The organism is Pseudoalteromonas sp. 19-MNA-CIBAN-0066, from assembly GCF_040308705.1.
Lineage (GTDB): Bacteria > Pseudomonadota > Gammaproteobacteria > Enterobacterales > Alteromonadaceae > Pseudoalteromonas > Pseudoalteromonas nigrifaciens.
The window spans coordinates 163,165-176,564 of the sequence record NZ_JBEONZ010000002.1 but is presented as its reverse complement, the minus strand read 5'-3'; the positions used below and the strand labels follow the sequence as shown (position 1 = coordinate 176,564).

The 13,400-nt window shown below is 40.6% G+C and carries 12 protein-coding genes and 1 pseudogene; 3 read left to right on the top strand and 10 right to left on the bottom strand.

Annotated features, from left to right (window positions below):
- Positions 1-52: 52 nt before the first annotated feature.
- Complete coding sequence (locus AAEZ18_RS02235) at positions 53-1,066, bottom strand: LacI family DNA-binding transcriptional regulator (protein WP_011328046.1); 1,014 nt, start codon at positions 1,064-1,066, stop codon at positions 53-55.
- Positions 1,067-1,092: 26 nt separating this feature from the next.
- Positions 1,093-2,091 (bottom strand): glucokinase, encoded by a 999-nt coding sequence (glk, locus tag AAEZ18_RS02230; RefSeq protein ID WP_089368210.1) that lies wholly within the window; start codon positions 2,089-2,091, stop codon positions 1,093-1,095.
- A 471-nt stretch (positions 2,092-2,562) separates the two neighbouring features.
- Here glk and AAEZ18_RS02225 point away from each other — a divergent pair, with 471 nt between their 5' ends.
- Both AAEZ18_RS02225 and AAEZ18_RS02220 read left to right on the top strand, forming a co-directional pair.
- Positions 2,563-3,579, top strand: a complete 1,017-nt coding sequence (locus tag AAEZ18_RS02225) for a LacI family DNA-binding transcriptional regulator (RefSeq protein ID WP_179806613.1) — start codon at positions 2,563-2,565, stop codon at positions 3,577-3,579.
- A gap of 293 nt (positions 3,580-3,872) precedes the next feature.
- The gene (locus tag AAEZ18_RS02220) at positions 3,873-4,490 is read left to right on the top strand and encodes a trimeric intracellular cation channel family protein (RefSeq protein ID WP_089368209.1); all 618 of its coding nucleotides are present in this window, start codon (positions 3,873-3,875) and stop codon (positions 4,488-4,490) included.
- 16 nt (positions 4,491-4,506) lie between these two features.
- Here the strand turns inward: AAEZ18_RS02220 and AAEZ18_RS02215 are convergent, their stop codons facing one another.
- Positions 4,507-4,803: a hypothetical protein gene (locus AAEZ18_RS02215; RefSeq protein WP_193038524.1), complete on the bottom strand. Its 297-nt coding sequence runs from the start codon at positions 4,801-4,803 to the stop codon at positions 4,507-4,509.
- Between the two features lie 241 nt (positions 4,804-5,044).
- Between AAEZ18_RS02215 and AAEZ18_RS19910 the strand changes: the two are divergent.
- Positions 5,045-5,254, top strand: a pseudogene (locus AAEZ18_RS19910) (IS110 family transposase); the annotation flags it as partial.
- A 32-nt stretch (positions 5,255-5,286) separates the two neighbouring features.
- On the opposite strand, the gene AAEZ18_RS02210 reads toward AAEZ18_RS19910, so the two are convergent.
- The 7 genes from AAEZ18_RS02210 to AAEZ18_RS02180 form a co-directional block, all read right to left on the bottom strand.
- The gene (locus AAEZ18_RS02210; RefSeq protein WP_193038523.1) at positions 5,287-5,604 is read right to left on the bottom strand and encodes a hypothetical protein; all 318 of its coding nucleotides are present in this window, start codon (positions 5,602-5,604) and stop codon (positions 5,287-5,289) included.
- A 114-nt stretch (positions 5,605-5,718) separates the two neighbouring features.
- Positions 5,719-5,940 carry a hypothetical protein gene (locus AAEZ18_RS02205; RefSeq protein ID WP_089368207.1) on the bottom strand — a complete coding sequence of 74 codons (222 nt, stop codon included), beginning with the start codon at positions 5,938-5,940 and terminating at the stop codon, positions 5,719-5,721.
- Positions 5,941-6,070: 130 nt separating this feature from the next.
- Positions 6,071-6,742, bottom strand: a complete 672-nt coding sequence (locus tag AAEZ18_RS02200) for a hypothetical protein (protein WP_350593739.1) — start codon at positions 6,740-6,742, stop codon at positions 6,071-6,073.
- Positions 6,743-6,869: 127 nt separating this feature from the next.
- Complete coding sequence (locus tag AAEZ18_RS02195) at positions 6,870-7,373, bottom strand: GNAT family N-acetyltransferase (protein ID WP_350593737.1); 504 nt, start codon at positions 7,371-7,373, stop codon at positions 6,870-6,872.
- A 776-nt stretch (positions 7,374-8,149) separates the two neighbouring features.
- On the bottom strand, positions 8,150-9,871 hold the full coding sequence (locus tag AAEZ18_RS02190; protein WP_350593734.1) for an alpha-amylase family glycosyl hydrolase: 1,722 nt from the start codon (positions 9,869-9,871) through the stop codon (positions 8,150-8,152).
- 171 nt (positions 9,872-10,042) lie between these two features.
- Positions 10,043-11,536 carry an MFS transporter gene (locus AAEZ18_RS02185; RefSeq protein ID WP_179806619.1) on the bottom strand — a complete coding sequence of 498 codons (1,494 nt, stop codon included), beginning with the start codon at positions 11,534-11,536 and terminating at the stop codon, positions 10,043-10,045.
- Positions 11,529-13,397: an alpha-amylase family glycosyl hydrolase gene (locus tag AAEZ18_RS02180; protein WP_339686305.1), complete on the bottom strand. Its 1,869-nt coding sequence runs from the start codon at positions 13,395-13,397 to the stop codon at positions 11,529-11,531. The genes AAEZ18_RS02185 and AAEZ18_RS02180 overlap by 8 nt, the downstream gene beginning before the upstream one ends.
- Between the last annotated feature and the right edge of the window lie 3 nt (positions 13,398-13,400).

Below are 13,400 nucleotides of genomic sequence, written 5' to 3'. Positions count from 1 at the left end.
AATATGCTTTGTGCACATTCGGGCTACTGTAAATATTCGTTTTAAGTTGAGTTTATTTAACCTGCGCTGTCGACTCGCGAGTAATTAAACGCGCCTCTAGGGTCACCTGATACGCAACCTCTTGTGGCTGAATAATATGAGCAATAAGCTGAGTAACCGCCTGTTTGGTCATTTCTTCAACTGGCTGCGCTATGGTAGTTAACCCAGGCCAAATATGGCGTGCTATAGGGGCGTTATCAAAGCCAGCAATTGAAATATCATCGGGCACACGTAAACTGCGTTGAGTTGCTAATTTAAGTACGGCGGCTGCCATGTAATCGTTTGAAGCAAATACTGCGGTTGGCCGTGGCGATAAATCTAAAATACTACGGGCACTGTCTACCCCTGAATGATAACTAAAGTTACCCTCTTCTACTAAACGCTCTTCAAATTCAATGCCATGGCTTGCTAACGCCCGTCGGTAACCTTTAAAACGCTGTTCAGTGGCACTGTGATCGGGATGACCTTTAATAAAAGCAATTGATTTATGACCCAGTGTAATTAAATGCTCGGTTATTTCAAATGCCCCTTGCTCGTCATTGCTGCGCACCGAAATCGAATCATCTTCAAGTACTGCAGAGGCAACGCGTGCATAAGGTATTTTTTTCGATTTTAAAAAATCAACTAGTTCAGCAAAGTCCGAAAAAGGCGGCGTTAATACAATGCCATCTAAGCGTGATGACTGCAGTAACTGATCAATATTATTGATTAGTGCTTCACCGCGCAGCTCACAAGGATGAATTAATAAATTGTAATTGTTTTCTTGGCAGGCAGCCAATGCGCCTGTTTGCACGCGGGTAATATAACTTTTACTTGGATTATCGTAAATACAACCAATAATAAAACTGCGATTTTGAGCAAGACCACGGGCAATAGGATTAGGCGTATAATCAAGCTCTTTAAATACTTTAAGTACCTTTTCGCGGGTAGCTGCACTTACATTTGGCTCGTTATTTAACACCCGAGAGACTGTTTTTTTAGAAACCCCCGCATAACTCGCTACACTATTTATGGTGACTTTTTTCATCTATTTACTTCCAAATACCAGCAGCATTATTCCTGCTTACTATTATGCAAACACGCCGCAGCGCCAATCAAAGGTATATTATCTTGGGTTACTAGCGTAACAGGAACTTGCCCGTTATATTGCGACATAATACCTTTTTGTGAAAAACGTTCAACAAAACGACTCTCTAACAAGCGCGATTGCATGCGTGGCAATATACCACCGCCAATAAATAAACCGCCCAACGCACCATAAGCTAATGCTAAATCGCCTGCGGCACTGCCAAGCCAGTCACAAAACTGGTTTAGAGTTGCATCGCAAACCTCACACTCGCCTGTATTGGCTAAATTACTAATTTGCGCGGCATCTAAATGCTTAGCAGTAATACCTTTAACCGCCGCCATCGCTTTATATAAATGGGCAATACCCGGGCCTGAAAAAACAGTTTCTAAAGACACATGCGGATGTTCTTTGCGTAATTCTATAAGTAACTTTGCATCTAAATCGGTAACGGCAGCCAGCGAAATATGCCCGCCTTCAGAGCTAAGCACCGCACTAGACTGCGCTGTTCTAACTAGGCAAGCTGCACCAAATCCTGTGCCTGGGCCCATAACTGCAATGTTTGAGTTTTCATCGGCTTGCCCTGCTTTAATAACCACATTTTGGTTACTATCTAAATAAGGGGCAGCGTAGGCAAATGCAGCAAAGTCGTTAATAATTTCAAGCTGCAAAAAAGAAAAAGCCTGTTTAAACTCACTAACGCTAAAATGCCAACCTAAATTAGTAAGGTGAACCTGCCCTGCTTTTATAGGGCCTGCCACTGCCAAACACGCGCGCACAGGTTTAATATGAGGCACAGTTGATAAATAATGGCGTGTTGCATTTTGTAACGAGCCAAAGTCGGCACTAGGAAAGGTATGATTATATTCTATAACAAATTCGTTTTTTGCTGCATCAAAGGCAGTAATTAGTGCAAACCGCGCATTGGTACCACCAATATCGGCAACTAAAATAGGATCAAATTGGGCAGAAGAGTGTAAGCTCATAGTGTTATCTCTTTTGTATAATACTAATCTTATTAAAAAAATGAACATTTTAACTAATTAAATAACTTACTCACTGCGTTAAAACAATTCATATAAAACAACTCTATATGATTACTTTCGCCTTGTGATTAAACCATTTTTTGGCGCTATTTTTTTTGCGTTTTAATAGTCCACTCTTTAATGCGATTAGTATAAGCGATTCATGCTTATTATTTTACAACGGGTAACCCATTGTTCTTTTTATTACTTTAGGCTATCACCCCAAAGCAGCTATCACAGTAAAAAAATGCTGCCTATAAAAATATAGGCAGCCAATACGTTTTGACAACAAAATGATAAAACGCCCTCATTATGACACCGGTGTCATGGGTAGATCAACTAAAAAAGTGCTTAATTGATAAATTAGCTTGAAATAAATCATTAATAAACGAGAATGGCTGCATTATTCTCTTTGTTATTTAAGTAGTGCTCATGAAAGGTAAAGCAACGTCATTTGATATAGCCCATTATGCTGGAGTGTCGCAATCAACTGTATCTCGTGCTTTACGTAACAGCCCCTTGGTAAACGAAGAAACCCGTAAGCGCGTTTTCGATATAGCTAAAAAACTCAACTATAAAGTAGACAAAAACGCCAGCAATTTACGCACCCAACAAAGTAGCACCTTAGCGCTATTATTGTTTGAAGATCCAACCTCTGATGAATCACAAATTAACCCGTTTTTTTTAGCCATGCTAGGCAGTATTACCCGCGCTTGTGCTAAAGAAGGTTACGATTTACTGGTGTCGTTTCAATCGGCCAGTGCCGATTGGCAAGCCGACTACGAAGATAGCCACCGCGCCGATGGTATTATTTTACTCGGTTATGGTGATTACTTAGATTATCAACCTAAATTTAACACCCTGCTTGAGCAAAACACCAAGTTTGTTTGTTGGGGTGCAACGGTCGACAATCGCCCCGATCTGACTGTGTGCTGCGACAATTATGGTGGCGGAAAACTAGCTGCAGCGCATTTAATTGCGCGCAACAGAACCGACTGCGCGTTTATAGGCGACGCATCGGATCATAGCCCTGAGTTTTTTGCCCGTTTTCAAGGTTTTAAAGATGAACTAAGCGCTAATAACGTAACCTTAAACGAACGTAAAACAGCAAATGCAATATCGACTGAAGAGTCGGGGTATCATGCCACTCGCTCACTAATAGCCAATAACATAAAATTTAATGCACTCTTTGCAGCCAGCGATTTAATAGCCATTGGTGCAATACGCGCACTCAAAGAAGCCGGTATTAGCGTACCAAAAGATGTTGCCGTAATAGGTTTCGATAACATCGCCATTGCCAGCTATACCAACCCACCTTTAACCACGGTAGAACAAAACACCACAGTAGCCGGACAAATGTTGGTAGAAAATCTATTAAAACTAATTCGAGGCGAAGCAGTACAAAGCACCCTACTCCCTCCAATATTAATTGCCCGAGGCTCAAGTTAACAGCCTGCATTACCTTGCTTTTAAATACTACCCAACAATATAAAGTGGCTCTAGGGCAATAACGGCTTAAAATTCAAAGTAACTTATTTTATTATTTGCGGCCTATTGTCCTTCATCTTTTACATCTACCCCAAAGGTTCACCCCAATTTAACAGCCTATTTACGCATGAGTTTCGTATTAGTTTTTCTTATCTGAAGTAAGCGTTTTTAGCGTGATTTCTCACTCGTTATTTTGCTATTTTATCTATACAATCACGCCTTTATTATAAGTGTAAATTTCAAGTGACTATCTCATGCTATTAAGTATTGTTTTTATTATTGGTATTACAGCAGAAGCCATGACCGGAGCGCTAAGCGCTGGCCGAATGAAAATGGACTGGTTTGGCGTTAGCTTGGTAGCCAGTGCCACCGCCATAGGTGGTGGTAGCGTTCGAGATATTTTACTAGGTAACTACCCGCTTACGTGGGTACAAAATCCAGAGTATTTATTAATTACCTGTATGGCCGGTATTATCACCACTTGGTTGGCTAAATGGGTAGTTAAGTTTAAAGGCATATTTATGCGCTTAGATGCCCTTGGCCTAGCTGCTTTTAGTATTATTGGCTGCCAAGTCGGGCTAAATATGGGTTTACACTATGGTATTTGCGTAGTTGCAGCCATAGTTACTGGCGTATTTGGTGGTTTGTTACGTGATTTAATATGTCGTCAAGCGCCATTGGTATTACACCACGAGCTGTATGCCAGTGTTTCACTTATTGTGGCGTGTTTATACCTAGCACTGCATCACTATAATATTGATGACAATATAAGTATTATTGTTAGCTTAGTTACAGGATACTTAATACGTATGGCATCGGTACGCTTTAAATGGCGCTTACCTGTGTTTAGTTTATTAGAACCCGCTAAGTAACTAATATTGCATGTTATTATGTGAAAGCTAACTTAATAATGGCACCACTATAAAGTAAGGTGATTAGCAGCCCAATTGCTAAAGTAACTTTAGCTTTCATTGTTTGCTTTGGCTTTTGCGTAAATACAAAAACAGTTCTATACAGCGTACTAGGCACTATAAGCAACATGCTAAGTAACGTAGGAAATACCCCCATAATAAAACCAAAACCGAATCCTGAATTTTCTACTTGAGAATATAAAGCTACAAACCCAAACCAGGCGATAGCTATTAAAAAGAAAACAGCTCCGAGTGAAATATAAAAAAGTGCCATTATTAAAAATCCCTTTTCACATAACGAGCCTGTAGATAAAATCGTTTTTTATTTGTTTTTATTAATAAACAAACCATAGCCGAGTTCCTATTTTGGTTCAATTTATTACGTTATTTTATGCAGAATCTAAAGTGAGAGCTAGGTATTGTTTTAATTGGTTGTTTTAATTGGTGTTTTAATTGGATTTTTTAAAGTACCCCCTCATTTTCATGAGGCTAGCTGTTGAGAGAACTGGCTTTTTATTAGTTATCCGTTTTGGGCTAAAGCGTATTATGAGCAACAAAAAGCCAAGGGCAAGCCACATAAAAGCATTATTAAATCGCTGGCATTTAAATGGATAAGGATTGTATTTAGGTGTTGTAAAAAGAATACACCCTACGATGAATCGACGTATTTAGCAGCATTAAAACGCAGAGGCTCACCACTAGTAAAATTTGCAATTAATAGCTAAATTTTACTAGTCGTCCACCTCAGGGCGTGTTGTTAGGTATACTTTAACTGCACTATTTTTTTAAGGCGCCTTTTAATCAATCTTTGTTCACAATAAAGTCCAATAAAACCGCCAACACCAAAAGAAACAATAACTAGCAACCAATATAAAGGACTGGTAAATGATTGAATACCAGAGATATAAAGATATAGGTTAAACGGGAGAATAAAGAGCAAACCTCCTAAGACTTTAATAAACTCTCTAAGAAGTTCAGTATCAGATTTCGCTTCATCAACATATGAGATAATAATTTCATTTGGGGTATCTTTCAGTTTAGGAAATACCTTTTGTAACCAATTTAAATAATTCAATTATGCACCCTTGTTTGCTTGTATACCTAACGCCGCCAGCATGCGCGGCTTTGTAGTGAACGCGAAGCCGCAGCGGAAAAGACGTCGCCGTGACTGGCCTTGTTATAAACCACCTTACTCACTTACTGCCGCCGATGCTGAACCAACATCTTTTTTAAACAGCAGTATGAATAGATAAATTACGCTAAAGATTGGAATAAGTGACAAAACAGCACCGAGTAAACCCGCAGCCGCTGGCTTTTGCATTTTACGACGAGCTACGTAATAGCATAGTGCGCCCATGATCAGCGCGAAAATGATTACAAATTGGCCGTACAAAGTAGCATTGATATTCAAATGAACTCTCCTTGTGGTTTATAACGCCCTGCTCACCGGCGAGTAAGTTGGTGCTGTTTTTGCTGTCTTTTGTTTTTAGCAAAAACCGCGACAACTGTATCGAGTCCGAGTGCAGCAGCTTGTTAGGCAATTATTCATATGACTTATCGATAACATTGTTTTCCATTCCTGGATCGATGTCCTCGTAATACCATCCATCTTCATCACTACGGGCTAAAGATGCAACAGAGTCCCATAGTTCATCAATGATTTCATTCTGATTATTTAATTGTTCGATATCAGCGTATTCGTCATATTCGTCATATTCGTCATAAGAAGGTGAAGTTAATTCGTTTTCAATCGGTATCGGCGGAGCGTCATACCCCATCGGTAAATAAACAAAAAATGTATTACCATTTACCCCAAGCTTGATTGTCGTGGTTAAACTACTTGACAATTCTTTTGCGAAAACAGCAGCCTCTTTATAAGTCTCAAAATATTTAAGCTTGTCCGATTTACCCTTAAGTTTAATTTTCATTTGTGGAACCTTACGGGTAACACAAATCGTATTTTGTGGAGCCTCATGAGTAACACAAATTTTGTCTTGATTGAGGAATGGATTGTTTTTTTGAATGCTTTTTTGAGGTTTTTCGTCGTTTTCTTTAGATATAAAAAAAACGATTAACGAAATAACCAGCGATATAAAGGCAACTTTGGGAAATGCAGCTTCAAGGCAGTATCCCTTAAAGCATGCTCCATAAGAAAATTGATTAAGGACAAAAACAATTATAAATACAGGAATAAAAATAAAAATTACTTTCATAATCCTTTCCACAACATAGTTTAACACCCTGAAAAGTTGACGCTAACATCAATAGATTGCCTAACGCCCGCAACAACGGCGGAGCGAAGCGACGTCCGGGCCCGTAGGGCCGAATTGCTTGCGATTGTTAAGGAGCATTGACCACATATCTCTGAATAATTTCACCATCATCTTCAATCTCAGATTCCAATTCTCCACCATTCGCACGAATCATCCGGGCAGAGGGCTCATTACCTTTGTGGCAATATACATGTGCTTCTTTGATCCCCAGTTCCACAGCCTTTTCTACAGACAATCTCAACAGCAGGCTTCCCAGGCCCTTTCCTCGATACGAGGGTCGTATACCAAGCCCAATGTGCCCACCTGCGTGGCGGAGCCAGTCATTAAGATAGTGACGCAAATTGGATACGCCAATCAATTCGCCATCTTCGACGAGCCAATATGTTGTTGCCGGAACGAAGCCCTCTGGAAGGCCAGTGCCATTCTTGAAGCTATCTAATTTCTCCAGTAGCTTTGAAAAGTCACTATGATCAAAGTCAAGAGGAAATGGGTAACGCACCTCATCTCCAAGCTCTTGAATATATTCTTTATAGCTTTCTTCGTATGCTGGGTTTGGAAGTATCAACTGCACCCGACTATGCTCCTTAACGCCTGCCTAAGCGGCGATTAACAATGGGTTAAAATTATTGAGCGCAGCGACAATAACCCATTGTTAATTGTCCGAGCGAGCTTGTGAGCGAATTGAGGCTCTTGTTATATTTATTATTTAGCCACTTTATTAGCTTGAACTAAATAAGACAATGCTGCAGCGTAGGTGCAAAAAAACACTATAAAAGCTAAACCTACAATAACTTGACCCAGCAAATTGTTACCAAAGCCTGACAGAAAAATAATATAAATAGACGGTGGAAATGAAATAACTGAGAAATGAGTTTTTTTTCTGAGTTAATGAATAGACCTGAAACTACAGGTACGAATTGAATAATTATTGGTATAAGCATTAAACCAACAATAAAAATATCTAACTTTAAATTACCACTCACGACAGCTTCCTAATTTGAAATAAATATAACAGCTTATTGAACACCACTATGGGGGTTTATAACACCCCAAAACGGCGTATATTACATAGCTCAATAGTTGCACCAAACAACTCCAATGTAAACAAGTGATTACGTGTGTTATAAAATTGTCTTTGTTAAAATATCCCAAAACGACTTTTAATAATGTTATAGGGCAAAATGCAAGTAAGTGCTTATATGCACAGCTTTACTTTAATGTGATCTGATGTGTGACTTTGTGAAACTTCTCTTTTTAATTGTGTATTACAACAAAGAGCGAACGGGGGGCTGTGCGTAGTAACAAATAGGGGCTAACGCATGTTAACCCCTATAATAAGTATGCTATTTACAGTGTGTTATTTAGTAACAATAAACCGTAAGCGGCAAGTTGATCGCCATTGAGATCGTGCTGCCAACTGGCTGTTAAACCGTCGCGTGTAATACTGCTGATGCTTTGAGCTTTGTCCGTTAGGTTAAGTACAAAAACACTTTTGCTGCCGCTTAACTCTCGCGTTATTTCTACTATGCCATTGTCGTGCTGCGTTAGCTGGTAACTGCCGTTAATAGTAAATTCTGGGCGCTGCTTTTTCATTGCGATTAAGTGCTGATATAAACGCCAAACTGAGTTTGGTTGTGCTTGCTGCGCTGCAACGCTGCGATCGCCTGCTGCTAGTTGCTTAGCAAGAAACTCTGGCCACCAGTTTGCAAAATCATCACCAAATAATGCCGTTTCTTCAACCCAACTATTGTCACTTTGCGTAAAGCCCGCTTGATGACTATTGTCCCACTGCATAGGCGCACGTTTATAAACATCGTCACCGATGCGCTGCTGCGTTAAGCCTATTTCTTCACCGTAGTAAATATACGGCGTACCTGGCGAGCTAAATAACATGGCCGCAGCTAGTTTTGCTTTACCATCGTGCTCTTTAAGTTGATAAGCAACACGTTCTTGATCGTGATTAGTTAAAAACGGTGTAAAAAAGTGCAGTGGTGCTTGTGAGTCTTTACGTTGTTGTAGGTTTTCATCAAGGATGAGTGCATTTTTACCTTTGTGCTGCTCATTAGATGGCATAGTACCAAAGAGCACATCTGTGTCGGTATCGGTTTTAAGTAAGCTCAAAATTTTATAGCCTACTTCAAAGTCAAAGCCTTGATCTAGCCCCTTACCTTCCCCATAGTACTTTGCGGCAATAGGAAGGTCGGCCCATGCTTCGCCTACTAGGTAAGCTTGTGGATTTACACTTTTTATATATTGATTAAAGTCTTGCCAATATTCTATCGTTTCTTGGGTGTCGGCTTGTGCATTTGCACCGCCTTCCATAGCAAAGCGTACTGCATCAAGCCTAAATCCTGCTACGCCTTTGTCGAGCCAAAACTTTGCCATTTTTTTCATTTCATTAGCCACATCTGGGTGGCGTAAATTTAAATCGGGTTGGCTTGCACCAAATGCACCATAATAATATTGCTTACGCGTTTCACTCCAATGCCATACGGCTTCTGGCTTGTCGTTATCGCTCCAAGCATGCCCCCAACCACTGCCTGCTTTAGGCATATCGTCACGCCATACAAAATAGTCGCTAAATGGCGCTTGTTGTTTTTCAGATTGTTGAAACCAATCATGCTGACTAGATATATGATTGATCACTAAATCTAGTATAACTTTCATACCTTTGTCATCAGCCGCTTTTATAAACGCTTCAAACTCAGCCATGCTGCCATAGTCACTTTCAACTTTATAAAACTCTGTAAAGTCATAGCCATGATAAGAAGGCGCTTCGAAAATAGGTGTTAACCACAGTGCATTTACACCTAACTCTTCTAGGTATGGGAGTTTTGCGCTCATGCCATTAAAGTCGCCATGACCATCGTTATTGCTGTCGTAAAAGCTGCGCGGCCAAATTTGATAAAATATGGCAGTTTGCCACCAATCTGCTGGCTGTTCTACTGCTTTAGTTTGCGCAGTAGTTACTGCGTTATTAGTGTTAGTATTTGTTGATGGCGCAGGCGCTGGCTTACAACCAGTTAATGTTAGTGCCAGTGCTAATGCACTCAAGGTAAAGGTTTTCATTTTATCCCCTTTGTTTTTGTTGTTTATGCTAATTGCTGTATACCATTCAATTAAAGTGCAACTGTAATATGTTGCGAATGGTTTTAGCCTAATGGTTAGTTATTTTGCTGCCTCTGCCCTTGCCTTAAAAATGCAATGGTAGAGGCAGTAATTTGCTTTTATTTATAAAAATTAAGATTGTTTAACGCGCAATACGGCAACGGCTGCCAGTAAAAACGACACCGCGCCTATTAACAAAGCGTATATTGGTTGATTCTCAAAAAAGTGGCGTAATATAAGCCCTAAAATGCTGGCGGCTAACAGCTGGGGTATAACAATAAAAAAGTTAAATATGCCCATATAAACACCCATTTTACTGCTCGGCACCGAGGTACTTAACATGGCGTATGGCAGTGATAAAATAGACGCCCACGCAAAGCCAATGCCTATCATTGGCCAAATAAGTAAGGTGGGATCTTTAATAACAATAAAGCTGGCTAAGCCCAGCGCGCCTAAAATTAGGTTAAAACAATGGGCGAGCTTTAAACCAACGCGCTTAACTATTATCGGAATACATATTGCAGCAAGTGCTGCAAAGCCGTTATACGCGGCAAATAATATACCTACCCAGTCAGCGCCGTTGTTATAAGCTGGGGAACTGGTATCGCTGCTGCCGTAATGAAAACCCGTTACCGCTGAAGTGGTATAAATCCACATTGCAAATAACGAAAACCAGCTAAAAAACTGCACCCACGCCAGCTGCTTCATGGCTTCGGGCATAGTAAATACGTCGTTTAATACCTGATAAAAACCGCCCGATGTAAGTTGTTTAGTTTGCAAGGCTGCCGCTATAAACTGAACAACCCCAAAACTCACTAAACCACCAGCCAATAAATACAGTTCTTTTTCTAAATTTAAGGCGCTTACCAAGGCTAAAACGGCTAAGCCTAAAACACTAAATATTATGCCCCCTTTGCTAAAGTTAATATTAGCTGTTGGTTGGCTTTGAGAAGCAGGCTCTTCTTGTTGATTAAATGCAGCGAGTTGCTCTGGCGAGTATTCTTTGGTGGTTAGAATACTCCAACCTACAGCAACCAGTAAAATTACCGCGCCAAAGTAAAACGAATATTTTACTGAATCAGGAATTTGCCCAGCCGGTGCAGTATTGGCAATACCAAACCAGTTAGCCATCATCCATGGTAGTGCTGATGCAACTACAGCGCCAATGCCGATAAAAAAGCTTTGCATGGCATAACCTGTTGCACGCTGTTTTTTAGGTAGGTTGTCGCCAACTAAAGCACGAAACGGTTCCATAGTAACGTTAATTGACGCATCCATAATCCACAACATACCGGCAGCAACCCACAGCGTTGGTGAGTTAGGCATTATAAATAACGACAGTGTAGTTAAAATTGCACCATATAAAAAAAACGGACGGCGGCGACCTAACTTACCCCAGGTTTTATCACTCCAGTAACCAATAATAGGCTGTACAATTAACCCCGTTAGCGGAGCGGCTACCCATAAAATAGGTATATCATCAATGTCGGCACCAAGCGTTTGAAATATACGACTAACGTTACCGTTTTGCAGGGCAAACCCAAATTGAATCCCTAAAAAACCAAAACACATGTTCCATATTTGCCAAAAGCTTAGGTCAGGTTTATTGCTATTATTATTATTCATTATTTACCTTATTGGTTAATACCGCGCTACTTAGTGCATTAAGGGTAAGTGTAAAACTTGCACCTTGATCGTTATTGCTCACTAACACACCGCTATGTGTTTCGAGTAAATCGTGTAACGCTGAATTTGCGCCTATATTTGCAGTTGTTTGGCTATTTAAGTTAATAGTGATTGTTTGTTGTTGCTCGCTAAAGTTGCTTAGTACCAAAATAACTTGGCGACCTAAACTACGTGAAAACGCAACAACCCTGTCGCTACCCTGTACGTTTAAAGCGTGCATATCACCGCCCACTACCGCAGGTAAGTTATTTAACGCCATTATGGCTTTGTAGTATTTTTGTAAGCTAGCTTGCTCAGGTGTTAAATTAGCACCATCGAACTGGCCGTTATTCATCCACGCTTGATGCGCAGGAACGCCAATATAATCAAAAATACTGGTACGGGTTGGCGTGCCAAACCCGGCGTTTTCAGAGCCATCTTCGCCTACATCTTGGCCAAAATATAACAAGCTAGGCGAGCGGCTAATTAACGTAGATACCACCATGGCTGGTTTGCCCCATAGCGCGTTACCTGCAAAATCGGGGCTGGCAATACGTTGCTCGTCGTGGTTTTCTAAAAAGTGCAGCATGTGCTGTTCTATATCGGCAACTTGCTGTTGTGCATCAAAAATAGTGCTCGCAGCTTGCTTATTTTGCATAATAGCTTTTAGCGTGTCGTAAAAACCCACCTTGTCGTATAAGTAATCCATTTTGCCCTGATGAATATAACCTCGGTACATTTTTGGGTTATATACTTCGGCAAGTAAAAAGGCATTAGGGTTTTGCATTTTGATTGCCGAATTTAAAAAGCTCCAAAATTCAACTGGCACCATTTCGGCCATGTCATAGCGAAAGCCATCTACGCCTTTATCTAACCAAAATAGTGCAATATCGCGAAATTTATACCAGCTGTTAGGTAGGTTTTTGTCTTGCCAAAATTCATAGTGCGCTCGGGCATCTTTAGTTGCAAAGCTTGCAGGTAGGGTTGGAAAGTCATAACTGCCATCGGGTTTAACCCCGTAGTTTACTTTTACAGTTTCGTACCAGTCGTTTATATCGGGCTTGGCTGCACGCGCGCCGTTTCCTGTCCATTTAGCAGGGCTTTCGTTAAACAAGCCATCGGCTAATGGGTGTGCATCTCCTCCTAAAACTTGGTATTGATCAGAGCTAGGTACTTGAAACGACTGCCCTGGCACATAATAAAAGTTATTATCACGCGCATATTCTTTGCTGGTATCGTCTTGCTCGCCAAAGTCTTTTACACCAGCAGGCCTAGCAATTGAATGATAGTTACGCGCCACATGGTTTGGCACAATATCAATAACCACTTTCATACCATGTTGATGAGTGCGCTCAATAAGTGCAGAAAACTCCACTAAGCGACGCTCTGGGTTTACTGCAAGATCTGGGTTTACATCGTAGTAATCTTTTATTGCATAAGGCGAACCCGCACGGCCTTTAACTACATCAGGGTCGTCTTGTTTTATCCCGTATTGGCTATAATCGCCCACCAGCGCATGATGCAACACGCCGGTATACCAAACATGGGTGGTGCCTAAATCTTTAATGCCTTGCAATGCGGCGTCATTAAAGTCGGCAAATTTGCCAACCCCATTTTGCTCCTTAGTGCCCCAAGGTACATTCACCGTTTGGGTGTTACCAAACAAACGAGTGAATACTTGGTATACAACTGGTTTGCTGATCTCATCTGCAGATTTAGTTAATTGCTCATTAACCTGATTAGCTTGTGTTTCGCTATCTGAGCAGCCTGTTAGGTAAATGCTGCTGGCTAAAAACAAAGGGCTATATTTAATTATCTTCATTAT